Here is a 23,962-nt window from a genome sequence, read left to right on the forward strand (position 1 = left end):
CGTTCCCTGCCGACGCGCAATGCGCTATTGCTCCGTGAACAGTTTTGGTCTGGAGGCACTCCCATGAAGAATTCCGGCAAGGTCGTCGCCATCACCGGAGCGGCGCGCGGTATCGGCAAAGCCTGCGCCGCGCGCTTCCTGTCCGATGGCGCCAGGGTCGTGATCTCGGATGTCGATGCTGCGGGGCTCGTCCACGCCGCCCAGGAGCTCGGACATGAGGATCGGTTGCGGGCGGTCGAGGCCGACGTCAGCAAGCGCGCCGATGTCGATCGCATCGTGGCTCACGCGGTGAAGGAGTTCGGTCGGCTCGACGTCATGGTCAACAATGCCGGCGTGGCGCGCAACCGCGACTTCCTCGATATCAGCGAGGCCGAATTCGACGACGTGATGGGGATCAACCTCAAGGGCGCGTTCTTCGGCGTCCAGGCTGCGGCGCGCCAGATGATCGCGCAGGGCGGTGGCGGCGTCGTCGTCAACATGTCCTCGGTCAATGCGCTGCTCGCGATCCCCTCGCTTGCGACCTATGCGATGTCCAAGGGCGCGATGAAGCAGCTCACCTCGGTGGCCGCGGTGGCGCTGGCGGCGCACGGCATTCGCGTCGTGGCGGTCGGACCCGGCACGATCCTGACCGAGATGGTGGCGACGGCGATCTTCTCGTCGGAGGACGCGCGGCGCAGCGTGCTGTCGCGCACCCCGGCCGGCCGCTGCGGCGAGCCGAGCGAGGTCGCTTCCGTCGTGGCTTTCCTCGCCAGCGACGACGCCTCCTACATCACCGGCCAGACCATCTATCCCGACGGCGGGCGGTTGATCCTCAACTACACGGTGCCGGTCAACGAGAAGAAGTAGGCGGCGGCTTCAATCGCGAGCTCACTGCCAAAATATCGAAAACAACCCCATGCAAAGTAGCCGGCGGCTGCCGGCGTTCGTCACGGCTACTTGACATGTCGGGCAAATCAGGGATATTCTTCTAATATTCAGAAATCTCTCGACAGCATCACCTGTCATCGCCCGGTTCAACCGGGCGATCCAGTACGCCGCGGCCCATCGGCTCAAGCACAACCGCCTCTGGAATACTGGATCGCCCGGTCGAGCCGGGCGATGACAGTGTGTTGCGTGGCAACGACGACGGCGGGCTGGACCACCGCTGTTACCGCACTCTCAGCTGTCACTACCGGCGAAAGCATGCGCGTGTGATGACACCGGATGGCTAGAGCCTTTTCCGTTCCGATGGAATCGGAACGGGCTCTAGATTCTTGTTTTGACGCGTTTCTTCGCGCGAACCGGTAGCCACTTCGCTTGAAAACGCTCTACCGGCCCTTGAACTGCGGCTTGCGCTTTTCCATGAAGGCGCTGCGGCCTTCGCGGAAATCCGCGCTGTCCATGCAGTCGATGCCGATCTGCTTGATCGCGGCCATGTCGCGATCGGCGGGATCCTTCAGCACCTGCGCGATGGTGATCTTGGCGGCCTTGATCGCCAGCGGCGCGTTGCCCGAAATGGTGCGCGCGATCTCCATGGTCGCGTCCCACAACTCGGCATCCGGCAGCACGCGATCGACGAGGCCGATCCGCAGCGCTTCCGCGGAGTCGATCCGCATGCCGGTATACATGATCAGCCGCGCCCAGGACGGGCCGACCAGCGACACCAGATGGCGCAGCCCGTCATAGCCGTAAGCGATGCCGAGCTTGGCGGCGGGAATGCCGAACTGCCCGCTCGTGCCGGAGATGCGGATATCGGTCAGCATCGCGACCTGCATGCCGCCGCCGAGGCAGAAGCCGCGGATGCAGGCGATGGTCGGCTTTGGGTAGTCGGCGAGCAAGGCGCGCTGGGCGGCGCTGCGCCGTGAATATTCCTCGGAGGCTTCCGCGTTGTGGCGGGTCTTCTCGAACTGGCTGATATCGGCGCCGGACACGAAGGCCTTGTCGCCCGCGCCGACCAGGACCACGACACGGACGACCGGATCGTCGCGCAAGGCGGTCAGCGCCTCGCCGAGCCCCTCCCACATCTCCAGCGACATCGCATTGCGCTTGTCGGGATTGTTGAAGGTGATGACGCCGACGCCGTCGACCACGCTTTGCAGGATCTTGCCGTCGGCAAGCGACTTGTCTGAGATGGTTGGCATAGGAGGATCCGGTCTGATTTCGGCCAAGGCTACGAGCAAGGCTAGCACCCGGTTGCAAGCCGAGGCAGGCGGTTTAGGGCACGGCGCGATTGCATCGGCGCGCGGCAGCTCTCCCGGTAGTTGTGCGGCTCGCAAAATAAACTGACGCGTAAGGGTCGCGTCATAGACTGCGCCGCCCGCGCTCTGTCCCGGCTTAACTTTTTCCTAGTCTTTCGACGGTACAACCGTACGCACCTGCGCGCCAGGACGATGCGCGACGCGCTGGGACGCAACCCGCGGCCTTCCCGCTGCAATCGCGTCGGTAACGGAAGTCCCCGCCACCAGACCGACCGCCGATGTCGGTCAACCCCAGACCTCCGTGCACTCAGATCGCCTCGGGCGAGGTCCAGTCGTGTCTGTCGAAAAGTTTCTCAAGCAACGCGCGGTCAGGATCATCGTCAACGGCAGCTACACGCTGCCGAACTGGTACGATGCGCAGGGCAAGCTGCGCACCTTCGCCTGCCGCACCACGCGCGTCTCGCCGTTCCGGATGATCGTGGACGTGCCTGTCGTCGGCAAGGTCGGCGACCGGCTGACGTCGTATTTCGAGGAGTTCGGCAAGTTCGAAGGCTGCATCACCGACACGATGAGCGGCAGCTTCCTGGTCGAGCTCGAGATGACGCATGCCAGGCGCGAGAAGTTCGCCGGCAAGCTGACCTGGATCGAGAAGAAGCAGAAGGATCCGAGCGTCCGCGAGGCGCGCAACAATCCGCGTTTTGTGCCCGTCGCGCCGCATGCCATGCTGACGCTGGCGGACGGCACCATGCAGAGCTGCTTCATTATCGACATGTCGCTGTCGGGCGCGGCGGTGTCCTCCGAGCTGCAGCCGCCGGTCGGCATGCCGCTGGCGATCGGGGCCTGCGTCGGCCGCGTGGTCCGGCATCTGCCGAACGGATTCGCGATCAAGTTCGTCGAGACCTACAAGCAGGGCGATCTCGGCCGCCTGATCGCGCGCAAATCCAAGGACCTGCTGGTGGTGTCTGCCGACGCGGGTCCTGTTGCCTAGGGGTCTTCATAAATCTGGTGCGCGCGTGCGGGGATAGCGGGGTCTGAGTTGTCCTCCAAAGCAGACATCGACGGACGCCTAAGTGAATGTCCGCAAAGGAACGGTAGCGGAAATTAACTTTGAAGTCTGCAACGCAGCGACGAGATTATGGACACGGCCGTGAACCCATAAATCGGCCGCGCTGACGACTCGCGAGAGTCCGCTATGCCCTGGTAGCGATCAAATTCCGCAGCGCACCGAAATGTCGCGATGGGCCAAAAGACGACATTCGATCAGCTCGTCGGCGCGGCTAGGGATTGCCTGCGGATGTGGCACTGAGCGCTTTTGCGGCTTTGAAGTCGATGACAAGTTCGAATGTCGCGGGCGTCCGTACCGCAAGTCTGGCGATCGCGCTCTTTTGAGCGCGTACTATCCGACCGGTCTCGCCGTCAGTTCGGCACCATCCCTCGCACCGCGCGGAACATCATGGGGAAGGACCGCGGCCCGTCCGGTCGGCCAAGCAGATATCCACCACGAACATGCTCCTGCACTGTTCTCTGTACGTCGTCCGAGAGAGCCATCAGATACCTAGAGACGATGCCCTGACCGCTCGTAAACGTTGCCCAATAATCGGCGAATGACGGATACTCGCAATCTACGACGACAGGAATCTCCGCAACATCTACGAGGCCCATCTTCCGCCACAGCGCCGCCTGTCCATTCGGCCAGAATTGCTGACGGCCCGCCCGAGCGTCTCGCACTTCGCGGATGCTGGCATCGAGAACGGCCGCTGTGTTGATCACGAGGTCGAACGCGGTCATGCCACCGAGGAACTGATGCACGGCCGAGGCTACAATGCCGCCGGGGCGGGTGACGCGGTTCATCTCGGAAACCACTTGCTCGATCTCTGGGAGCACATCCAGCGCGAGCGTCGAAACGGCTGCATCGAAGGAGTTGTCGGTGAACTGCATCCGGCGAATGTCGCCGTCCTGGTAAGTGATATTGGGGTGAGTCCTATGACTACGCGCGCCGGCCAGGTATCCTGCCGAGGCATCAACGCCGATCACACTCGCACCTGCTTCCGCGAGGGCTTTCGACAACACGCCGGTCCCGCAAGCGACGTCGAGCACGCGCGCGCCCGGGGCTATACCCGTGAAGTCGATGAATATCGGAGCGAGGAGTCCACTCCAGCGCCCCATGAATGCCTCATAGGCGTCGGCATCACTCCAGGCATACTGGGTGTTCGGTTCGGGCATGACTTTTCCCCTTTTGGCCGAGACGTAACATCGCGCGCATAGCCCTATGCACTAGAGCCTAGTTCAAATGCGGGGATCGGTAAATTGCGGGGTCATCGGCTGAGGGCGCGGGCCCGTGAGGCCCATGTCTGGAAGGGGTCATTCGCGACGGGGCCGGGCCAGCAGCAAGTCCGGCAATGTCCCTTATGCCGCCGGAAGCGGAAGTAAATTCAGAGCATTGGCAGGACCGCGACCGGCCGTTGCGGGTTGGTGGCGCTGCCCGAGACGTGATTCAAGCTCCAAGACCGGAGCCTCGAATCATGCGCTACGAACTCAGCGACTACGAATGGACCACCATCAAACCGATGCTGCCGAACAAACCCCGTGGGGTCCGGCGTGTAAACGACCGTCGTGTGCTCAATGGCATCTTCTGGGTCCTCCGCTCAGGTGCTCCATGGCGCGACCTGCCCGAGACCTATGGTCCCCGCACCACTTGTTACAATCGCTTCGTGTGGTGGCGGCGTGCTGGCGTCTGGGACCGGATCATGGATGCGCTGGCCGCCGGTCATGATGCGGCGGTGCAGATGATCGATACCTCCGTCGTGCGCGTGCACCGGCACGGAGCGTGTATCTCGGACAGCAATCACCAAGCTATGGGTCGCTCGCGAGGAGGGCTCACGAGCAAGATTCACGCGGTGGTGGACACCAATGGCCTGCCGGTCCATCTCGCGCTCACGCCCGGTGAAGCGCATGACAATCGGCTGTGTTCGGTTCTCCTCAGCGCCTTGCTCCCACAAACGATGTTACTCGCGGATCGTGGATACGACGCGGACCGGATCAGGGAGCTTGCGCGCCAGCAAGGAGCACGGGCGAACATTCCGCCGAAACGAAATCGCAAAGACCCGATCTGCTTCAGCCCGCATCTGTATCGCGCGCGGAACTTGATCGAACGGTTCTTCAACAAGATCAAGCAATGTCGGCGTGTCGCAACCCGGTATGACAAAACTCGCCGCCAACCATCTGGCGTTCGTCAAGCTCGCATCTATCCGAATTTGGCTGCGTGCTAATGAGTCCATGCTCTAAGTGTTGATCTGGATCAAGTAAGTCGGGTTGAGAGGTGAGCTGATGCGCGCGCAGATCAAGATCGAACGGGCACCTTGGTGGAACTGGCTAATTGCACTTGGCCGCTTTTAGTGGGAACCTCCGCAACCCACAACGTCATTGCCGAAGGTGCATAGCGCGAGAAGCTCTTTCTTGTTGTACTCCGGTAGCCTATTGACCATTTGAGGAGAGTGTCATGAGAGCCTTCAATCCGTTGGTGGTCTTAGCACTTCTAGTTACAGAATCGGCCTCAGCACAGGCTGCGGATTTGAACGGAGCTTGGACCGATGACGCCTCGGCCTGCAGTCAGATCTTTACCAAAAAGAACAGCAAACTTGCGTTCAAGCAAGATGCTGATCTCCACGCGGGCGGTTTAATCGTTCAAGGAAAGCAAATAACCGGCACATTTCAAAAATGCACTGTCAAATCGTTGCACGATGACGGGGCGGATCTGAAAGTGATTGCGTCGTGCTCGGATGGCGTCGCGGTTTCAGACGTGCCATTTGACGTGAAAGTCACCGGAGAGAACAGCATCACACTCAGCTCCAAGAAGCCGGTGCCAATGGAAACGCAGTATATTCGCTGCTCGATGTGATGTCCGCGGGGGAAGACTTGAGGAATACGTGGATGAATGATCCGGCCGTCGAGCCTAGGAGCGTAGCGTCGTAGGCTTGACTTCCGCTCCGGGGCAGATCCGGAAGAACTCGGGTTAAGCTTATCAAGTCCACTTCACACCCAAGGAGCGGGCATGGAGCGGACATGCCGGGTCGGCCGCTCAGGGCCAGCAGGAGACATTTCCCCGGTGCTGCGCGGGGCGGCCTAGAGGCCGCCCCCACCATGCCGATCATGAGTACATGTTATTTTGCCATCGCCGTCCTGGCGGCCTCGATTTTCGCCTTCACGGCATCGAGATTGAAACTCGCGCCTTTCTGCATCGGCGGAAACTCGATCGCCGTCATCGCCAGCTTTTCCACCTGCTGCTGAACAAACACAAAGCGCCAGAATTCGAATTTGAACCAGTCGAAGTATTGTTGCGCACCGTATTTCGTCCCGCTATCGGGCCATCCCGTTCGCTCGAAAGGATCGAGGCGAAGGTTAATCAGGTAGGGCACGTCAGGCTTGGTTTTTTCACCCAGCCAGCCTCCAGGCTGGTCGATGAAGCGATACTTGTAGTCGTCGATGCGCACGGCACCCAGCTCGCTTTCCCCGAAGTACCAGATTTCGTGCCGGTTCGACGGCCCCTTGCCGGTAATCATGTCCATCTGGTTATAGCCGTCCAGATGACATTTGTAGGTCGTGTCACCGATCTGCTTGCCCTTCTTCAGCTCTTCGACAATGTTCGGGTTGCCGGCCGCCGCAAGGAGGGTCGGAAACCAGTCCAGCCCGGAGATGATGCCGTTCTCGACCTTGCCCGCCGGCACTTTGCCCGGCCAGCGGATCATCGCCGGCGCGCGGAAGCCGCCTTCCAAGACCGTGCCCTTGCTCTGCGCGAATGGCGTCTGTCCACCATCAGGCCAGGTGAATACCTCGGTGCCGTTGTCGGTAGTGAAGATCACGATGGTGTTGTCGTCGACGCCCATGTCCTTGAGTTTCTTCATCACGATGCCGACGTCGTCGTCGAGCTGCGCCATGCCGGCCTCATGGATGGACCAGCCGTTCTTGGAGTTGCGCAGCGCTTCGTACTTCGGCGACAGATGGGTGACGATGTGCATGCGGGTCGGATTGAGCCACAGGAAGAACGGCTTGTTGTCGGCCTTGGCCTTGTCGATGAACTTGAGCGCAAAGTCGCGGATTTCGTCGTCCACGGTTTCCATCCGCTTAGGATAGAGCGTGCCCGCGTCCTCGATCTTCTGTTTGCCGACCTTGCCCCAGCGCGGATCCACGGTGGCGTCGTCGACATTGGTCGCATAACAATGGAGCATGTTGCGCGGACCGACGGTGTTCAGCAACTCCTGAGGATAGGCGGGATGCGCTGGATCTTCCATCGCATCGAGGTGATACAGGTAGCCGAAGAACTCGTCGAAACCGTGCACCGTCGGCAGAAACTCGTTTTTGTCGCCAAGGTGGTTCTTGCCGAACTGGCCGGTGGCGTAGCCCATTCCTTTCAGCGCGGTAGCCATGGTTACGGCCTGCGCGGGTATGCCTGTGGGTGCGCCGGCCTGGCCGACCGTGGTCATGCCGGTCCGGATCGGCAGCTCGCCGGTGATGAAGTTGGCGCGGCCCGCTGTGCAGCTCGCCTCGGCGTAGTAATCGGTGAACAGCATGCCCTCGGCGGCGATCTGATCGAGATTCGGAGTCCGGCCCGCCATCATGCCGCGGTGGTAGGCGCCGATATTCCAGATGCCGATGTCGTCACCCATGATGACGACGATATTGGGCCGCTGTCCGGCCGGCGCGGGCACCGGGGCGGACGCTGGTTGCTGCGCTTGTGCAAAGCTTGCCGCACCAGCGGCTGAGAGTGCTGAAGCGGCGACGAGCGAACTACCACTCAACAACAGATCGCGGCGTTTCAATCCTGCGCTGGTGGGTCCCGTGCTCATCTCAGGCTTTTCCGGAATCGTATCGTTACTCATGACGTGATCCTCTTCCTGGTGATGCACCTGAAGCCGACATGGCTTGCTGAGGTGTCGATCGGCTCGGCATGACGCGCGGCCGGACGATAGCGGCGGCAGTAGTTGGGGGCGCAAAGATGCGAGCCGCCTTTAAGCACCTTGCGTGGAATCCTGAGGTTCGGCTGACGAGAGTCGTAGCTCGCGCCCTCGGACCCGCCGCGAGGATTTTGCGGGATGCAGCAGGCTTTCGGGGCGTCTGCGTCGTGCTTCTGTGAATACCAATCGGCCGTCCATTCCCAGACATTGCCGATCATGTCATGAAGGCCGTAGCCATTGACCGGGAATGCGGTGACGGGCGAGGTGCGTTCGAAGCCATCAGCCACCAGATTCTGGTGCGGGAAATTGCCCTGCCAGGTATTCGCCATGTGCCTGCCGCCGGGAAGTTGCTCGTCACCCCATGCGAATTCCGCGCCGTCGAGTCCGCCGCGCGCGGCAAACTCCCATTCGGCTTCGGTCGGCAAGTCCTTGCCAGCCCACGCCGCGTAGGCCTCAGCATCACGATAGGCAATGTGGACCACGGGATGATCGTCGAGGCCGCTGATCGAACTGCGGGGGCCGTATGGCCGGCGCCAGTTGGCGCCAAATTTGAAACTCCACCATTGCGACCAGTCGCGCAAATCGACCGGATGCTTCGGTGGCGTGAAAACCAGCGAGCCTGCCTTGAGCATGTGCGGCAGTGCGCCCGGATAGTCCTTTGCGTCAGGCCGCGTCTCCGCGAGTGTCACGTAGCCTGTTGCGTTGACGAACTTGCGAAAATCGCGATTGGTGACCGGCGTTGCATCCATCCAGAAGCCGCTCACCGAGACGCGATGGACCGGCGCCTCTTCGGCATAGTGCCTGTCGGACCCCATGCGGAACATGCCGCCCGGAATCCAGATCATGCCCCTTTGACCGGGTCCATCCGACAAAGGTACGCCTGCCGCAACGCCAACGTCGTGCATGGGCCGCCCGCAGTGAACGAGATTCAAGGTTACCAACGCCGCCCCGAGCAAGAAGCTCTCGGCAGCTTTCTAGCTCGCCGATTGCTTCGGGGAACGGTTTAACGCCTCGGTCAGTCAAAAAGACGATCGAGTATCTGAAGCGCGACTACAAAGCGTCCACAACCTAGACAAGATAACAAGATAAGATGCTTCCAGCAACGCATCCTTCTTATGTTGATCCAGATCAATCGAGTCAGGTCGCGTCTTCCTTATCAAGAGCCCCTGACGACTATGCAAAAACTGCCAAGGCTGTGGCGTCATGGACACAGCCTTTCAATAAAGGGCAGGCTGAACGCAAGTATTCCGATTTCGCATGGACCAACGGCAGCGTTAGCTTACTCTCTCCGAGTTTCTACCCCGCCGGAGCAATGGCGGGATTGCGAGAGTCGGGGGATCGGCGATGCGGTACCTTGGATCGGGTTTGGGACGCAGATTTTTTTCGCAGTGGCATTTGGGTGTTGGGGCGCTTGCCGCTCTACTCGTGCTTTCCAACCAAGTGGCTCGTGCCGATGAAGGCGGCGTGAGCTTTTGGGTACCCGGATTTTTTGGCAGCCTCGCGGCTGTTCCTCAGCAGGCGCCGGGCTGGTCGGTGACCTCGATTTATTATCACACCTCTGTTTCCGCCGGCGGCGACGTGGCACGGTCGCGCGAAATCACGCTCGGTCGCTTTCCCGCGAATCTGACGGCCACCGTGAACGCGAACGTCAATGCCAACGTGAACCTTGGCTTTCTGGCCGGGACTTATACTTTTGCGACACCCGTGCTTGGTGGTCAGGCCTCTGCCACCCTGTTGGCGGCCTACGGATCCAACTCCACCTCGCTCGCTGGATCGCTTGCGGGGACATTGACGGGACCGGGCGGCGCCACGTTCCCCTTCTCCCGGTTTGACAGCATCGACAGCTCGCTCATTGCATTCGGCGACCTGATCCCGCAGTTCGCGCTGCGCTGGAATGCCGGTGTCAACAATTACATGACGTACATTACCGCCGACCTCCCGGCCGGCGCCTACCAGTCGACCCGCCTAGCGAATTTGGGGATTGGGCACTGGGCAATCGACGCGGGCGGCGGCTACACCTATTTCGATCCAAAGACCGGGCATGAATTTTCGGCGGTGCTGGGATTCACCTACAACTTCGTCAACCCCTCCACTGAATATCAAAGCGGCGTCGACATGCACCTCGACTGGGGCGCGTCGCAATTCCTGACCAAGCAGTGGCAGGTCGGCCTCGTCGGTTACCTCTATCAGGGGCTCGGATGCGACAGCGGCTCCGGCGATCGCGTCGGCTGCTTTCGGTCGCGCGTGGCCGGCGTCGGCCCGCAGGTCGGCTACATTTTCCCGGTGGGTGACATGCAGGGATATCTGAACCTGAAGGGCTACGGCGAATTCGCCAATGAAAATCGGCCGGCAGGCTGGAACGTCTGGCTGACGTTCAATCTTCAGCCCGCGGCGCCAACGCCGCCGACATCCACAAGGCCAAGATTCACAAAGTAGCGGCGCCGGTGACGCTGCCACCGGTGCCGTGCGCACCCTAATCTGCGGCCGCGCGTCCGATTCGCGCTACGTCAGCTCTTCCGGATCGTCAGCAACGCGCATGCGCGCAATACCGTCTTCGGTCGCCGCCGCGCCGGCTGCGGCGATCGCGATCTCGCGCGCCAAATTGGTGCACTCGGCCCACAGCAGGAAGAACACCAGCGGCGGCCGCTCGCGCGCCTCCAGCATCTGCCGGCAGCGCTCCGCGGCGCCGTCGAGCGCCCACCACTGCCGGGCGACGACCATGACCTTGCGGAAGCTGCGCAGTGTGCCCGAGAATTTCTGCGGATCGGCACCCACGATGGCGCCGCAATGGTTCAGCCAGTTCAGCGCCGCATAGATCGCGATGCCGTAATCCTCGATCGCCGTTCCCGTGAAATCGACGACGGTGTTGTCGTGCGCGCGCTGGCGCAGGAAGGCGTCGATCATCTCGGCCTGGCGCACCGGATCGACCAGCAGCGAGGTGTCTTTCCGCGGCACCATCGGGACATAGCGCATCGCTTCGAGCCGCGTGTGCTCCCAGATCGCCCTGACATCGCCGAGCAAGTCGCCGGGCTTGCGCTTGCAAGCCGGATAGACCAGCACGCCATTGTCGGCGAGATCGAGATAGCGCGGCACCACCTTGTCGAGCGCGGCGAGAAACGCGCAGGGATCGGTGAGGCCGCGCAAGTCGCTGGCGGCGTCGTCCGCTTGTGCAGGCTTGTTGCCGCGTGTCCAGCCGAAATTGGCCATCCCCGGACGCCCCGATCTCAACCTCGCCATCAGGTTAAATGGAAAATGCGGCGATGCAAATGCGGCATTTGCTGCTGCGCAGCCGTGCGCGTCGGCTGCTGCCGGTTGACGCGGGAGACCGCCGCGCCTAGCTCATGGTTAATGGTGCGCAACGCGGGTTGTCGCCGCTTCGGGACGTATCGCCATGACCGCTTCTGATCGACAATCGCATTGGCAGACTGTCTATCTGACCAAGGGCGAGCAGCAGGTGAGCTGGTCGCAGGCCGATCCGCAGCCCTCGCTGCGTCTGATCGAATCCGCCGCGCCCGGCCGCGACGCGTCGATCATCGACATCGGCGGCGGGGCTTCGCGCCTCGTCGATGCGCTGCTGGCGAGGGGCTTTCATGATCTGACCGTGCTCGATCTCTCGGAAGCCGCGCTGACGAGCGCGCGGGAACGGATCGGCGCGACCGGCGCGGCGGTGCGCTGGGTTGCCGACGATGCGACGGTCTGGCAGCCGCAGCAGGCTTTCGACATCTGGCACGATCGTGCGGCGTTTCATTTTCTCGTCGCGGAGAGCGACCGCGCGGCCTATCTCGAGAGACTGCATCGCGGCGTCAAGGCAGGCGGCCACGCCGTGATCGGTACCTTCGCGCTCGACGGTCCGGAAAAATGCAGCGGCCTGCCGGTGCAGCGCTATGATCCCGCGACGCTCAGCCGGACCATCGGCCCGGCATTCGAGTTGATCGCGCATGAGGCGCATCGGCACGTCACGCCCTGGGGCGCGACGCAGTCGTTCCAGTTCAGTGTACTGCGGCGGAAGTGACCGGCCGCGGAAGGAGAGGCGAGATGACGGACGGGCCACGGACGATCGGCGAGATCGCGAGCTATCACGCCCATGTCTATTACGATCCCGCCACCAGCCGCGGCGAGGCCGAACGCCTGCGCAACTGGATGGGCGAGCGCTTCCTGGTCACGCTCGGGCGTTGGCACGACGTCAAGGTCGGCCCGCACGACCAGGCGATGTATCAGGTGGCGTTTGCGGCCGAGCTGTTTCCGACCCTGGTGCCGTGGCTGATGCTGAACCACGGCAGCCTGAGCATCCTGGTCCATCCCAACACGACGAATCCGCGCCGCGATCATCGCGACGATCCGCTCTGGATCGGCACGCCGCTTGCCGTCCATGCCGACAAGCTGCCCGAAGAGTCCGAAATGGAGCAGGCGCCGGCCCCGAACACGTCGCCGACATTGCGTCCCTGAGCGCCGGCTCCGGTCGACCGGATGGGTAAAGTTTGACGCAATTGCGTTACAGCCAAGTCGTTTCAAACTCATCGCGTTTTGCAACGTGAGGTTAAGCCGGCATTCCTAGGCTTACCCGACATTTCAGGGTCGGGCGCATTAGGCATGTTCTTTTCGTTTCGAAGCTGGTCACTGTGGCGGGTGGTCGGGCCTCTGCTCGCCATCGTGTTGCTGCTGGGCGGTCTGTCCGCCGGCAGCCTGCAGGTGATGTCCGCGGTGCGCGCCTATGTGGCGGGCGAGAGCCTGTGGTCGAAGGGGCAGAAGGACGCCATTCACGACCTTCAGATCTATATCAGCACCGGCGCACCGCTCTATCTGCAGAAGTTCGATGCCGCGATCGCGGTGCCGCTGGCCGATCGCACGGCGCGGCGCGCGCTGGAAGCGCCAGGCAACAACGACGCCGTGGCGAGGAGTGGCTTCGCCAAAGCGGGCAATCATGACGACGACATTGGCGGCCTGATCTGGCTGTTCAAATATTTCCGCACGATGCACCACGTGGCCGGTGCGGTGACGGCCTGGCGGAATTCGGACGCGTTGCTCGATCAGCTGATCGAAATCAGGAACGAGGCCGCCAACGACGTCGCGCTGCATGATCCCTCGGCCGCGACCATCAAACACTGGGCCGAGCGGATCGGTGCGGTCGACGCTGCGCTGAGCACGCTCGCCGTCGATTTCTCCGACCAGTTGGGAAAGGCGTCGCGTCAGGTCTCAGCGCTGCTGCTGCTGGTCAATCTCGTGATCGCGGCCTGCCTGGCCGGCATCGTCCTGTTCCACACAAGGCGGATGCTGTGGCGGCGCTGGCTTGCCGAGACCGCGCTCGCTGTCGAGAAGGAGCGCGCCCAGCTCACGCTGGCCTCGATCGGCGACGCGGTCATCGTGACGACGCAGGACGATCGCGTCGGCTACATGAACGGCGCCGCGCAACGGCTGATCGCCTTTGGGCTCGACGTGACCGGATGGCAGCTTTCATCGCTGTTCAACATCGCGGAGCAGCCGGTGCGCGGATCGTTCCAGAGCGCCGACGCCGACGACGAAAGCCGGCCGCAGCAGCGGCTGCTGGTGCGGCCGGATCATTCCAGCGTGCCGGTCTCGGTGGTCGAGACCCCGATCGTGCATGCCGGCGAGCCGGCCGGCCGCGTCATGATCATTCACGACATGACCGCCGAGCGGCGGCTGGTCGAGGAACTGGCATGGGCTGCCTCCCATGACGCGCTCACCGGCCTTGCCAACCGGCGGCAGTTCGAGTTCGAGCTGCACAAGGCGATGTCGGGGTCGCCGGTCGTGGGCGCCGATCTGATGCTGATCGACCTCGACCAGTTCAAGATCGTCAACGACACCTGCGGCCACATGGCGGGTGACCGGTTGCTGAAGCAGGTAGCGAAGATGCTGGCGGCCGAGGTCGGCGACAGCGGGCTGGTTGCGCGTCTTGGCGGCGACGAATTCGGCATTCTGCTGCACGACGATGGCTCCGCTACACACGACGTCGCTGCCGACGTCGCGGAGCGGATCAGGGCGGTGGTCGAGCAGTCGAGCTTCGTCCATGAGGGCTCGAGCTTCCGGATCAGCGCGAGCATCGGCCTGGTCGCGCTTGCCGACAGCGCCGGCGTGCAGGACGCGTTGCGGCTTGCCGACGTCGCCTGCTTCCTCGCCAAGGACAAGGGACGCAATCGCGTCCAGGAACACCGTCCGTCCGATACCGGCATGGCGGTGCGTGTCGCCGAGATGAGCTGGGTCAATCGCATCCGGAAGGGATTGGATGAGGGACGCTTCTGCCTCTACGAGCAGGAGATCCGTCCGATCAGCGGTGCGCTGAAGGGCAATGAGCGGCGCGAATTGCTGCTGCGGCTGCGCGACGAGAACGGTGCGCTGGTGCCGCCCGGCAGCTTCCTGCCCGCGGCCGAACGCTACGGGCTGATGCCGCTGATCGACCGCTGGGTGGTTCGCCGCGCCTTCGAGATCATCGCCGAGCGCAAGTACCACCCGCGCAAGATTGCGAGCTACGCCATCAATCTCTCGGGCGCCACGATCGGGGACGGCGACTTCGTCGACTTCGTCGCCGAACTGTTCGCGCAGCATGATGTTTCGCCGGCATTGGTGTGTTTCGAGATCACCGAGACCAGCGCCATCTCGAATCTCGACGAGGCGCAGACGTTCATCGCGCGGCTGCGCGAGATCGGCTGCAGCTTCTCGCTCGACGATTTCGGCACCGGCATGTCCTCGATCGCGTATCTGAAGCACCTGCCGGTCGACATCATCAAGATCGACGGCTCGTTCGTGAAGGAGATCCTGAACAGCAAGGTCGATCGCGCGATGGTCGAGATGATCACCAAGACCGCGAAGATCATGCAGAAGCAGGTGGTCGCCGAATTCGTCGAGAGCCTCGCGATCCTGGACGAATTACGCCAGATCGGGGTCGACTACGCGCAGGGTTACGCCATCGGCAAGCCGGTCCCGGTGCTCACCCTCCGGGAAGAAAAGATCGCCTGAGTCGCCAAAATTGTCTCGAATCGGGACTTTTTAGGCCGTTTCAGCCCTCCCGGTGCTGATTCTCGGGCACTTTCCATCCGAAAAACGTTTAAAAATCCTGTCGTTGCCCGCTTCGTCTCGATTATGCCTTACTCTAATTCCCTGATATAATGAGCGAACGGTGAATCCAGCGTGGGCCGGGTAACAGGCCCCAGAGCACCGACTTGGGGATGATGGGTCAACGTACGACGAAAGCAGCCGCGCGTAAGTCGAACCGCGGCGTGTCTCTGGTGGGCAGCACGGCGTTCGCCGTGAGCGCGCTCGTCCTGTCGTCTGGCCTTGCCGCCTGGATGGTCGGCATCGACCCTACCGCATGGCTGCATGGACCGGCATTCGCCAACACCACCGCCTCGCTGAATTTCGACGATCGCTTCGGCTCTCGCTCCACGATCAACACGGCCTCACTCTATTATCCCCTGCGCCGCGGGTTCCGTTCGAGCCGCGGCGATTTCAATTCCGAGTTCGGTCAGATCGAGGACGCGCTGGCCGGCCAGCTGCGTGACACCCAGACCGAGCTGCCGACCAGCCAGCCGGCGACGGCATCGGTCGCGGCCACGACCACGACCGCGGCATCCGCCGTGCCGATGCCGCGATCGCGGCCGGTCGAGGCCAATCTGCTCGCGCGCAACGATCAGCCGCTGCCGCCGCAGGCGCCGGTGCAGCAGGGCGACAACCGGACGTTCCTGCAGAAGATCGCCGACATGATGCCGGGCAAGCTGCAACTGGCCTCGATCGATCCGAATGATGGCTTGTTGTCCGGCCCGAGCCTCGATCTCGGTGCGCTCGGTTATGACAGCACCACGGCGGTCTACGACATCACCGGCCGCATCGTGTACATGCCCGACGGCACGAAGTTCGAAGCGCATTCGGGGCTCGGCAATCTGCTCGACGATCCGTCGCATGTGACCGCCCGCAACGCCGGTGCGACGCCGCCCGGCGTCTACGAGATGAAGCCGCGCGAGAAGCTGTTCCACGGCGTGCCCGCGCTGCGCATGACCCCGGTCGATGGCAGCGATACGTTCGGGCGTGTCGGCCTGCTCGTGCACAGCTACATGCTCGGGCCGAACGGCGACTCCAACGGCTGCATCTCGGTCAAGCACTACGACAAATTCCTGCAGGCCTATCGCAGCGGCTCGATCAAGCGCATCGCCGTCGTGGTCAGCATCAAGGACGTCAAGTCGGCCTCGACCCGCGCGGCGTCGAACTCGTAAGCCGCACGCCGGCACGGCCGGTTGTTCATCGAACCCCCTCAAATCCTCTGTGAGTCACCTCGCCTCCAGCGCGGCAAGCGCCGGACGATGAGCTGTTGGCGCAGCGGAATGCCCCGGCACTGCTCCCGCCGCTGATTAATATCGCAAGGTTGTATACTGGAATGTATGATATAGGTATTTAGTTACTCCGACTTGCTAAAATATTGGATTGATGTATACATCAGGTATCCGAAAAGACCCTAAGAGGGCGACCGATGCCAAAACCCTTTCCAATGAACGCGTGGTACGCGGCCGGTTGGGATGCCGAGATCAAGCACGCGCTGCTGCCGCGGACGATCTGCGGCAGGCATGTCGTGATGTACCGGAAGGGCGACGGCGAGGTCGTAGCGCTCGAGGATGCCTGCTGGCATCGCCTCGTGCCGCTCTCCAAGGGCCGGCTCGACGGCGATACCGTGGTCTGCGGCTATCACGGCCTGAAATACAATGCGCAGGGCCGCTGCACCTTCATGCCCTCGCAGGAGACGATCAATCCATCGGCCTGCGTGCGTGCCTATCCCGTCGTCGAGCGCCATCGCTTCATCTGGCTCTGGATGGGCGATCCCGCGCTGGCCGATCCCGCGCTGGTGCCCGACATGCACTGGAATCACGATCCGGCCTGGGCCGGCGACGGCAAGACCATTCACGTCAAATGCGACTACCGCCTCGTCGTCGACAATCTGATGGACCTGACCCACGAGACCTTCGTGCACGGCTCGAGCATCGGCAATGATGCGGTCGCCGAAGCGCCGTTCGACGTCACCCATGGCGAGAAGACCGTGACCGTCACGCGCTGGATGAGGGGCATCGAGGCGCCGCCGTTCTGGGCCAAGCAGTTGCAGAAGCCGGGCCCGGTCGATCGCTGGCAGATCATCCGCTTCGAAGCGCCGTGCACCGTCAACATCGACGTCGGTGTCGCGCCGGCCGGATCCGGCGCGCCGGAGGGCGATCGCTCACAGGGCGTCAACGGCTATGTGCTCAACACCATCACGCCGGAGACCGAGAAGACCTGCCACTACTTCTGGGCCTTCGTCCGCAACCACCGCATCACCGAGCAGCGCCTGACCAGTGAAATCCGCGACGGCGTCGCCGGCATCTTCCACGAGGACGAGATCATCCTGGAAGCGCAACAGCGCGCGATGGACGAAAATCCGGACCGCGTGTTCTACAATCTCAACATCGATGCAGGTGCGATGTGGGCGCGCCGCGTCATCGACCGCATGGTGGCGAAGGAAAATCCGCCACAGCAGTTGCAGGCCGCCGAGTAGGAGCAAACCATGGCGGAACGCGAAGCCGATCGCTCAGTGTCGCACACCGTGCGGGCGCAGCTCGCGCTGCGCGACCTGGTTCTCTCCGGCCGGCTGCGGCCGGGCGAGCGCATCTCGGAACTGCAGGCGGTCGAGATCACCGGGGTGTCGCGCACGCCGGTGCGGATGGCGCTGGTCCGGCTGGAGGAGGAAGGCCTGCTGGAGGCGATCCCGTCCGGCGGATTCATGGTCAAGGCGTTCTCCGAACGCGACATTCTCGATTCGATCGAGCTGCGCGGCACGCTGGAGGGCCTTGCCGCGCGCTTTGCCGCCGAGCGCGGCGTCTCGTCGCGCGATCTCGAGCCGCTGAAGGAATGCCTCAACGAGATCGACGGCCTGGTGCGGCAGGATTCGATCTCGGTTGAAGCCTTTTCGTCCTATGTCGCGCTCAATGCACGCTTCCACGCACTGCTGACCGAGCTGTCGCGCAGCCCGCCACTGATCCGGCAGATCGACCGCGCCTCGGCGCTGCCATTCGCCTCGCCGAGCGGCTTCGTGATGGCGCAATCGGCCTTGCCCGAGGCGCGCCAGATCCTGCTGATCGCGCAGGACCATCATCGCGTGGTGGTCGACGCCATCGAGAATCGCGAGGGCGCGCGCGCCGAAGCGATCATGCGCGAGCATGCCCGGCTGGCGGCACGCAATCTGCGGCTGGCGCTGCGCAACCGCACGCACCTTGATCTGCTGCCGGCATTGGCGCTGGTCACGGCCGGCTGAACGGAGCGCGCGATGCGATTCATTGAAACCTGGACCTCCGCCACGCTGCTTGCGACGCGCGACCTCACGCCCGGCATCTGCGAATTCCTGCTGCGGCCGGATAATTTCACCGCCGCGCCCTATCCCGTCGGCAGCCACATCGACGTCGGCGTCACCATCGAGGGCCAGCCGCAGACCCGGTCCTATTCGCTGGTCGGCGAAGTCGATCCGCAAGGTTTTCGAATCGCGGTGCGGCACGCAGCGGATTCCCGCGGCGGCTCGCGCTACATGTGGTCGCTCGCGCCGGGGGCGCGGCTCGCCATCACGCAGCCCGCCTCGCTGGTGCAGCTCGACTGGACGCGGCGGCATTTCTGCCTGATCGCGGGTGGTGTCGGCATCACGCCGATCGTCGGCGCGGCGCAGGTGCTGGCCCGCCGCGATGCCGCGGTGACCTTGCACTATGCGGTGCGCACGCGCGGCGACGCGGCCTACCTCGATACACTCGAGCGTCTGCTCGGCGACCGCCTCATCGTCCATGCCGGCGACGAAGGCGGGCGGCTCGACCTCGACGGCGTCTTCGCAGGCTTGCCGCAGGATACGATGACGTTGTTCTGCGGCCCGATGCGGATGCTGGATGCGGCGCGGCGTGCCTGGGAAGCGTCCGGCCGAGCGATGACCGATCTGCGCTACGAGACCTTTGGATCGAGCGGGCTGCTGCCGACCGAGGCGTTCCGCGTGCGGCTCAGAGGTGAGGGGACCGAGTTCGTGATCCCGCGCGACCGCTCGATGCTGGACGTGCTCAACGAAGCCGGCCATGAGGTGATGAGCGACTGCCGGCGCGGCGAATGCGGCGTCTGTGCGATAGACGTGGTCGATGTCGACGGCGAAATCGACCATCGCGACGTCTTCTTCAGCGATCACCAGAAGCAGGAGAGCCGCAAGATCTGCACGTGCGTCTCGCGTGTCCGCGGCACCATCACGGTGGACACCTTGCATCGCGCCGACGCGCTCTGAAGGGGCGCCCGATCGGCGCTACGCCGCGTGCTCCGAGCGCTGCGGATTGCGATCGAGCAGCGCGGAGATATCGCTGCCCGACATCGGCCGGCCGATCAGATAGCCCTGCACCTCGTCGCAACTGGTCTGGCGCAGATATTCGAGCTGATCCGCGGTCTCGACGCCTTCGGCCACGACGCCGATCTGCAGGTCCTGCGCGAGGCTAATCACCGATTTGACGATTGCGGCGCAATCCGGCTGGGTCAGCATGTCCCGGATGAAGGATTGATCGATCTTGATGCGGCTGAACGGCAGTTTGCGCAGATAGGTCAGCGACGAGAACCCGGTGCCGAAATCGTCGAGCGCGACCGTCAGGCCGAGCTCGAGCAGCCCGTTCAGGATCGCCGGCGCCGATCCGTATTTCGAGATCAGCATCGATTCGGTGATTTCGATCTCCAACCGGTTCGGCGCGACGTTCGCCTCGGCAAGCGCCTCGACGATGGTCTGCAGGATGCCGACGTTCTGGAACTGGACCGCGGAGAAATTCACCGCGATCCTGATGTCGTCAGGCCAGCGCGACAGCATCGCGCAGGCGCGACGGATCACCCACTCGCCGAGCTGGTGGATCAGTCCGCTCTCCTCGGCGATCGGAATGAAGACGCTGGGCGGGATCAGACCACGCGTCGGATGCTGCCAGCGCAGCAGCGCCTCGAAGCCGGTAACGCGGCCTTCGCGGATGTCGAGGAACGGCTGGTAGACCAGAAACAGCTGGTCGGCCTCGATGGCCTGTTCCAAATCGCGCTGCAGCGCGCGGCGGTCGCGCGCCGATTGGTCGTCGCTGGCCTCGAAGAAGCAGATGGTGCCGGGGCCGGATTTCTTCGCCCGGTAGAGCGCGATGTCGACATGCTTGAGCAGATCGTGGGACGTGTTGCCGTCCCGCGGCGCGAGCACGATGCCGATGCTGATCGCGCTGGTGATCTCGAACCCGTCGATCGGGAACGGATCGGCGAACGCCGCAACGAACCGCTCGGCAATCGCGAGCGCGTCCTCCGGCCGCGTCAGATTGGACATGATCAGCGCGAATTCGTCACCGCCGATCCGCGCGACATGCTCGGCCGCGCGTGTGCAGCGCTGCAACCTCGCCGCAAGCTGCACCAGGAGTTCGTCGCCCGCCGGATGGCCGAACCTGTCGTTGATCTCCTTGAGGCGATCGAGATCGAGCAGCAGCACCGCGAATTCCTCGCCCGAGCGCTCCAGCCGGCTCAGCGCAGCATTGAGCGCCTCGTTGAAGGCGACGCGGTTCGGCAGATGCGTCAACGGATCCTGCCGCACCGTCCGTTCGGCCTCGTGCTGGGCGATGATGCGACGCCTGAATTCGAATGCGTTGAGGAACACGCCGCGCAGCAGCACGGAGCCGTAGACCAGGACGAGCACGGCCATCAGCAGATAGATGAAGTCGCCGTCCCTGCCGAGGCAGATCGCCGTGCCGACGAAGATCGGCCCGGTGAAGGCAATGGCGGCGATCGGGATGGTGGAGAAGGCGAAGGCGCCGCCGGCCAGCATGCCGGCGCAAAGACAGGTGATCACCAACTGGGCGCCGCTCGATGCGTTCGCGAAGAATGCGACCGGGACGACGCCCCAGGCCGCGCCGAGCGCCAGCGCATTGCGCACCAGCCGGTACATGGTCCGGCGCGACACGAATTGCGGCTTGGCGATGCGGCGCGATGCGCGCACCTGCATGCCGAAGAACAGCGCCGCGCTGCTCACCGCGGCGGCCCACACCAGCGCGAACGCCCAATCCGGCGATTGCCACAGCGCAACCGCGAGCACCAGCGCGTTGCAGGCGTTGGCTAGCATGATGCCGAAGGAATAGCCGAGCACGAGCGAAACCTGCTCGGCGCGGATGTGGCCGGCAAGCGCTTCGTCCGTCGGTGGTGCGCCGAAGGCCGCGAGGTCACCCGCGAACAGGGTCGCGAAATATGATCTGAGATCGATACGCATCTCACTACGTTGCCTGCGCGGTTTGGCCATGGCGCAATGGCGAAGAATTCTCTGCAAACCTTTGACAAACTATGAACTATTGGAACGGACCGTGCCACGGCGGGCTCACGTTTTGGTTCCACCGGCAGGCATTGCTAACAAATCGATACAAATGCGTGACGGGTGTCGCGGCGGGCCGTGACGGGTGTCACGGACCGGCCAAGCTTGCCCCCGCGCGGCTTGATCCTCCGCCGGTTTTTCGCAATGACTTGAGTTCCCGCGACCGGCAAGAACCAGAAGGTGCGCATGAGCCTCCCGATCACGAACCATGATCCCGGGTTTCGGATCACGCGGGCCAGCCACGTCGTCCTTGATGTCCGTGATCTCGCGGCAAGCCGGAGGTTCTACGAGAACGTGATCGGGCTGATCCTGACCGCGGAGGAGGGCGTTGCTGCCGCGCCGCCCGGGCCGAGGTGCCGCATCAGGGCCGCAGGCAGCGCCGACGAGCTCAATATGCTCGCCGGGCAACTGCTCGAAGGTCTCGGTGCGAGACATCAGTCGTTCCCGGCGACATCAGTCACTTCTTGATGTCGGCCGCGACCAGCACACGATGGCCGCGCAGCAGCTCTTGCAACGCCTGCAGGGCTGCGACGCCGCATTGGGTGTCCTGCTCGCCGTTGCCGCCGCTCAACCCGATGCCGCCGACAACCTCGTCGTCGACGACGATCGGAAAGCCGCCGACGAACACGGCGAATTTTCCGTCGAAACTCCACTGGATGCCGAAGGCCTCGTTGCCGGGCAGGGCAGGTCCATTCGGCGGCTGGTTGAACAAATGGGTGGAGCGCTTGTGTCCGGCCGCCGTGAACGCCTTGTTCCAGGCGATCTGGGGACCGGTGATCCGCGCGCCATCCATCCGCTCCAGCGCCAGCGGATAGCCGCCGTCATCGGTCACGCAGACCGTCTCCGCAACGCCGATCTCGGCGGATTTGCGGATCGCGGCCGCGATCATGTGGCGGGCTTCGGCAAGTTCGAGTTTGAAAGTCTGTCTCATCGCTTTGGTCCGGGATTGGAGTGGGCCTTCGACCGCGGCTCAGGTGCCGCGGTAGACCGTCTTGATCTGGGTGTAGAATTCGAGGCCGGTGCGGCCGGACTCGCGGAAGGTCGACGTGCTCGACCGCTTCAATCCGCCGAACGGCGCGTTGATCAAATTTCCGGTGGTGGTGCGGTTGATCTTCACCGTTCCGGACTGGATGTCATTGGCGAAATCGTGCATCGCGCGCGGGCTGCGCGTCACGATCGCGGCCGACAGGCCGTACTCGCTGGCATTGGCCTTGGCGATCGCGTCGGCATAGCTATCGACCTCGATGATCGCGATGACCGGGCCGAAGATTTCCTCGCGTGCGATCGTCATGTCCTGGGTCACATCGCTGAAGATCGCGGGTGAGACGAAGTATCCGCCGTCATAGGCGGCACCGGTGAGCCGGTCGCCGCCATAGAGGTGCGTCGCTTCCTTTTTCCCGATCGCGACGTAGCGCAGCACGGTTTCGAGCTGCCTCGCCGTGGCCAGCGGCCCCATCTCCATCCCGCCTGTGAGGCCGCTGCCGATCTTGATCGCCTTCACCTTGGCGAGGAGCCGTGCGGTGAACTCGGCGCGCACCTGCTTCATGACCAGGACGCGGCTGGTGCCGGTGCAGGCCTGGCCGGCCAGCGAGAGGCCGCCTTTGACGGTCAAATCGACCGCCAGATCGAGGTCGGCGTCGTCCATGACGATCAGCGGGTTCTTGCCGCCGAGCTCCATCTGCGTGCGGGTCGTGAAGCTGACCGCGCGGCAAATCTGTTCGCCGGCGGATGTCGACCCGGTGAAGGAAATCGCCCGAATGACCGGCGGCTCGGTGATCGCAGGCCCGATCTCGCCGGCCTTGCCGGTGATGAAGTTGAGCGCGCCATTCGGCAGGCCCGCCGCAATCAGCGCCTCCGCCAGACGATAGCCGCTGAGCGGCGCATCGGACGATGGTTTGAACACCACCGTATTGCCGGTGATGAGGGCCGGCGCGATCTTGCGCGCCGGGATGGAGATCGGAAAATTCCAGGGCGTGATCACCGACACGATGCCGAGCGGCTCGCGCAACGTATAGACCGTCATGTCTGCATCGTCGTTCGGAAACACCTCGCCGGTGAGCGACTGTCCCTCGACGGCATAGAACCGCAGGGTCTGCGCCGAGCGCAGCACTTCGTCGCGCGCGAGGCCGAGCGATTTGCCCATTTCCCGCGTCATCTCCCGGGCGATGTGATCGGCGCGGGCCTCGAGACGATCCGCGGCCCGGTTCAGGATGGCGGCGCGTTTGGAGATCGGCGTCCGCCGCCAGCCTTCGAACGCGGCGGCCGCGGCATCGACGGCCGCTTGCGCATCGGCGGCGGTCGATTCCTGGAAGCGTCCGACCAGGTCGCTGGTGTCGGCGGGATTGACGTTCACGAACAGTCTGCCGGAGGCGCTTGCGGTCCGCTCGCCGGCGATCAGGTTCGGAAATTCCTCGATCCCTGCGCTGCCCTCCGTGGAAGGGGGCGCGTGGCGTATCGTCGTTTCAGCTATCGTCACAGGA

21 protein-coding genes are annotated in these 23,962 nt (G+C 63.5%); 13 read left to right on the plus strand and 8 right to left on the minus strand.

The window, feature by feature from the left end:
- Nucleotides 1–63: 63 nt before the first annotated feature.
- Nucleotides 64–846 (plus strand): SDR family oxidoreductase, encoded by a 783-nt coding sequence (locus AAFG07_RS09450; protein ID WP_342727036.1) that lies wholly within the window; start codon nucleotides 64–66, stop codon nucleotides 844–846.
- Nucleotides 847–1,307: 461 nt separating this feature from the next.
- On the opposite strand, the gene AAFG07_RS09455 is transcribed toward AAFG07_RS09450, so the two are convergent.
- The gene (locus AAFG07_RS09455; RefSeq protein ID WP_342727037.1) at nucleotides 1,308–2,120 is read right to left on the minus strand and encodes an enoyl-CoA hydratase; all 813 of its coding nucleotides are present in this window, start codon (nucleotides 2,118–2,120) and stop codon (nucleotides 1,308–1,310) included.
- Nucleotides 2,121–2,511: 391 nt separating this feature from the next.
- On the opposite strand from AAFG07_RS09455, the gene AAFG07_RS09460 reads away from it, so the two are divergent.
- On the plus strand, nucleotides 2,512–3,165 hold the full coding sequence (locus AAFG07_RS09460) for a PilZ domain-containing protein (RefSeq protein ID WP_342727038.1): 654 nt from the start codon (nucleotides 2,512–2,514) through the stop codon (nucleotides 3,163–3,165).
- Nucleotides 3,166–3,593: 428 nt separating this feature from the next.
- On the opposite strand, the gene AAFG07_RS09465 is transcribed toward AAFG07_RS09460, so the two are convergent.
- Nucleotides 3,594–4,400: a class I SAM-dependent methyltransferase gene (locus tag AAFG07_RS09465; RefSeq protein WP_342727039.1), complete on the minus strand. Its 807-nt coding sequence runs from the start codon at nucleotides 4,398–4,400 to the stop codon at nucleotides 3,594–3,596.
- A gap of 299 nt (nucleotides 4,401–4,699) precedes the next feature.
- Between AAFG07_RS09465 and AAFG07_RS09470 the strand changes: the two genes are divergently transcribed.
- Together AAFG07_RS09470 and AAFG07_RS09475 are read left to right on the plus strand one after the other, a co-directional pair.
- Nucleotides 4,700–5,462, plus strand: a protein-coding gene (locus tag AAFG07_RS09470; protein WP_342727040.1) for an IS5 family transposase whose coding sequence is annotated in 2 segments (ribosomal slippage) — nucleotides 4,700–5,380 and nucleotides 5,382–5,462 — 762 coding nt in all. Because the reading frame shifts where the segments join, the coding sequence is not laid out codon by codon here.
- A gap of 214 nt (nucleotides 5,463–5,676) precedes the next feature.
- Nucleotides 5,677–6,075 carry a hypothetical protein gene (locus AAFG07_RS09475; protein WP_342727041.1) on the plus strand — a complete coding sequence of 133 codons (399 nt, stop codon included), beginning with the start codon at nucleotides 5,677–5,679 and terminating at the stop codon, nucleotides 6,073–6,075.
- A gap of 262 nt (nucleotides 6,076–6,337) precedes the next feature.
- Here AAFG07_RS09475 and AAFG07_RS09480 read toward each other — a convergent pair whose 3' ends face one another.
- Complete coding sequence (locus AAFG07_RS09480) at nucleotides 6,338–8,020, minus strand: arylsulfatase (RefSeq protein WP_342729101.1); 1,683 nt, start codon at nucleotides 8,018–8,020, stop codon at nucleotides 6,338–6,340.
- 29 nt (nucleotides 8,021–8,049) lie between these two features.
- On the minus strand, nucleotides 8,050–9,033 hold the full coding sequence (locus AAFG07_RS09485; RefSeq protein ID WP_342729102.1) for a formylglycine-generating enzyme family protein: 984 nt from the start codon (nucleotides 9,031–9,033) through the stop codon (nucleotides 8,050–8,052).
- A 439-nt stretch (nucleotides 9,034–9,472) separates the two neighbouring features.
- Here AAFG07_RS09485 and AAFG07_RS09490 point away from each other — a divergent pair, with 439 nt between their 5' ends.
- Nucleotides 9,473–10,564: a transporter gene (locus AAFG07_RS09490; protein ID WP_342727042.1), complete on the plus strand. Its 1,092-nt coding sequence runs from the start codon at nucleotides 9,473–9,475 to the stop codon at nucleotides 10,562–10,564.
- 66 nt (nucleotides 10,565–10,630) lie between these two features.
- Here AAFG07_RS09490 and AAFG07_RS09495 read toward each other — a convergent pair whose 3' ends face one another.
- Nucleotides 10,631–11,335, minus strand: coding sequence for a hypothetical protein (locus tag AAFG07_RS09495; RefSeq protein ID WP_342727043.1), 705 nt, complete (start codon nucleotides 11,333–11,335; stop codon nucleotides 10,631–10,633).
- A 184-nt stretch (nucleotides 11,336–11,519) separates the two neighbouring features.
- On the opposite strand from AAFG07_RS09495, the gene AAFG07_RS09500 reads away from it, so the two are divergent.
- The 7 genes from AAFG07_RS09500 (at nucleotide 11,520) to AAFG07_RS09530 (ending at nucleotide 19,403) form a co-directional block, all read left to right on the plus strand.
- The gene (locus AAFG07_RS09500) at nucleotides 11,520–12,140 is read left to right on the plus strand and encodes a class I SAM-dependent methyltransferase (RefSeq protein ID WP_342727044.1); all 621 of its coding nucleotides are present in this window, start codon (nucleotides 11,520–11,522) and stop codon (nucleotides 12,138–12,140) included.
- Between the two features lie 23 nt (nucleotides 12,141–12,163).
- Nucleotides 12,164–12,574: a DOPA 4,5-dioxygenase family protein gene (locus tag AAFG07_RS09505; protein WP_092124462.1), complete on the plus strand. Its 411-nt coding sequence runs from the start codon at nucleotides 12,164–12,166 to the stop codon at nucleotides 12,572–12,574.
- 144 nt (nucleotides 12,575–12,718) lie between these two features.
- A complete protein-coding gene (locus tag AAFG07_RS09510) occupies nucleotides 12,719–15,100 on the plus strand; it encodes an EAL domain-containing protein (protein WP_342727045.1) in 2,382 nt (793 codons plus the stop codon).
- Nucleotides 15,101–15,390: 290 nt separating this feature from the next.
- A complete protein-coding gene (locus AAFG07_RS09515) occupies nucleotides 15,391–16,350 on the plus strand; it encodes a DUF2778 domain-containing protein (RefSeq protein WP_342727046.1) in 960 nt (319 codons plus the stop codon).
- A gap of 254 nt (nucleotides 16,351–16,604) precedes the next feature.
- A complete protein-coding gene (locus AAFG07_RS09520; protein ID WP_342727048.1) occupies nucleotides 16,605–17,654 on the plus strand; it encodes an aromatic ring-hydroxylating dioxygenase subunit alpha in 1,050 nt (349 codons plus the stop codon).
- Between the two features lie 9 nt (nucleotides 17,655–17,663).
- On the plus strand, nucleotides 17,664–18,410 hold the full coding sequence (locus AAFG07_RS09525; RefSeq protein WP_342727049.1) for a GntR family transcriptional regulator: 747 nt from the start codon (nucleotides 17,664–17,666) through the stop codon (nucleotides 18,408–18,410).
- A 12-nt stretch (nucleotides 18,411–18,422) separates the two neighbouring features.
- Entirely contained in the window at nucleotides 18,423–19,403 is a 981-nt protein-coding gene (locus AAFG07_RS09530) for a PDR/VanB family oxidoreductase (RefSeq protein WP_342727050.1), read from the plus strand.
- Nucleotides 19,404–19,421: 18 nt separating this feature from the next.
- On the opposite strand, the gene AAFG07_RS09535 is transcribed toward AAFG07_RS09530, so the two are convergent.
- Nucleotides 19,422–21,383, minus strand: coding sequence for an EAL domain-containing protein (locus AAFG07_RS09535; protein ID WP_342727051.1), 1,962 nt, complete (start codon nucleotides 21,381–21,383; stop codon nucleotides 19,422–19,424).
- Nucleotides 21,384–21,668: 285 nt separating this feature from the next.
- Between AAFG07_RS09535 and AAFG07_RS09540 the strand changes: the two genes are divergently transcribed.
- Nucleotides 21,669–21,950, plus strand: a complete 282-nt coding sequence (locus tag AAFG07_RS09540; RefSeq protein WP_342727052.1) for a VOC family protein — start codon at nucleotides 21,669–21,671, stop codon at nucleotides 21,948–21,950.
- Here AAFG07_RS09540 and AAFG07_RS09545 read toward each other — a convergent pair.
- Together AAFG07_RS09545 and AAFG07_RS09550 are read right to left on the minus strand one after the other, a co-directional pair.
- Nucleotides 21,940–22,413 (minus strand): heme-binding protein, encoded by a 474-nt coding sequence (locus AAFG07_RS09545; protein ID WP_342727053.1) that lies wholly within the window; start codon nucleotides 22,411–22,413, stop codon nucleotides 21,940–21,942. The two genes, AAFG07_RS09540 and AAFG07_RS09545, sit on opposite strands and share 11 nt — an antisense overlap.
- 39 nt (nucleotides 22,414–22,452) lie before the next feature.
- Complete coding sequence (locus AAFG07_RS09550) at nucleotides 22,453–23,958, minus strand: aldehyde dehydrogenase family protein (protein ID WP_342727054.1); 1,506 nt, start codon at nucleotides 23,956–23,958, stop codon at nucleotides 22,453–22,455.
- Nucleotides 23,959–23,962: the final 4 nt, after the last annotated feature.

Origin of the sequence: Bradyrhizobium sp. B097, assembly GCF_038957035.1 — a bacterium.
GTDB lineage: Bacteria > Pseudomonadota > Alphaproteobacteria > Rhizobiales > Xanthobacteraceae > Bradyrhizobium.

What these genes read in the sequence shown, in the direction of transcription:
- AAFG07_RS09475 (WP_342727041.1), top strand. Translation starts at nt 5,677, where the DNA reads ATGAGAGCCTTCAATCCGTTGGTGGTCTTAGCACTTCTAGTTACAGAA.
- AAFG07_RS09450 (WP_342727036.1), top strand. Translation starts at nt 64, where the DNA reads ATGAAGAATTCCGGCAAGGTCGTCGCCATCACCGGAGCGGCGCGCGGT.
- AAFG07_RS09500 (WP_342727044.1), top strand. Translation starts at nt 11,520, where the DNA reads ATGACCGCTTCTGATCGACAATCGCATTGGCAGACTGTCTATCTGACC.
- AAFG07_RS09505 (WP_092124462.1), top strand. Translation starts at nt 12,164, where the DNA reads ATGACGGACGGGCCACGGACGATCGGCGAGATCGCGAGCTATCACGCC.
- AAFG07_RS09545 (WP_342727053.1), bottom strand. Translation starts at nt 22,413, where the DNA reads ATGAGACAGACTTTCAAACTCGAACTTGCCGAAGCCCGCCACATGATC.
- AAFG07_RS09540 (WP_342727052.1), top strand. Translation starts at nt 21,669, where the DNA reads ATGAGCCTCCCGATCACGAACCATGATCCCGGGTTTCGGATCACGCGG.
- AAFG07_RS09530 (WP_342727050.1), top strand. Translation starts at nt 18,423, where the DNA reads ATGCGATTCATTGAAACCTGGACCTCCGCCACGCTGCTTGCGACGCGC.
- AAFG07_RS09495 (WP_342727043.1), bottom strand. Translation starts at nt 11,335, where the DNA reads ATGGCCAATTTCGGCTGGACACGCGGCAACAAGCCTGCACAAGCGGAC.
- AAFG07_RS09485 (WP_342729102.1), bottom strand. Translation starts at nt 9,033, where the DNA reads ATGCACGACGTTGGCGTTGCGGCAGGCGTACCTTTGTCGGATGGACCC.
- AAFG07_RS09535 (WP_342727051.1), bottom strand. Translation starts at nt 21,383, where the DNA reads ATGCGTATCGATCTCAGATCATATTTCGCGACCCTGTTCGCGGGTGAC.
- AAFG07_RS09510 (WP_342727045.1), top strand. Translation starts at nt 12,719, where the DNA reads ATGTTCTTTTCGTTTCGAAGCTGGTCACTGTGGCGGGTGGTCGGGCCT.
- AAFG07_RS09455 (WP_342727037.1), bottom strand. Translation starts at nt 2,120, where the DNA reads ATGCCAACCATCTCAGACAAGTCGCTTGCCGACGGCAAGATCCTGCAA.
- AAFG07_RS09490 (WP_342727042.1), top strand. Translation starts at nt 9,473, where the DNA reads ATGCGGTACCTTGGATCGGGTTTGGGACGCAGATTTTTTTCGCAGTGG.
- AAFG07_RS09520 (WP_342727048.1), top strand. Translation starts at nt 16,605, where the DNA reads ATGCCAAAACCCTTTCCAATGAACGCGTGGTACGCGGCCGGTTGGGAT.
- AAFG07_RS09525 (WP_342727049.1), top strand. Translation starts at nt 17,664, where the DNA reads ATGGCGGAACGCGAAGCCGATCGCTCAGTGTCGCACACCGTGCGGGCG.
- AAFG07_RS09465 (WP_342727039.1), bottom strand. Translation starts at nt 4,400, where the DNA reads ATGCCCGAACCGAACACCCAGTATGCCTGGAGTGATGCCGACGCCTAT.
- AAFG07_RS09480 (WP_342729101.1), bottom strand. Translation starts at nt 8,020, where the DNA reads ATGAGCACGGGACCCACCAGCGCAGGATTGAAACGCCGCGATCTGTTG.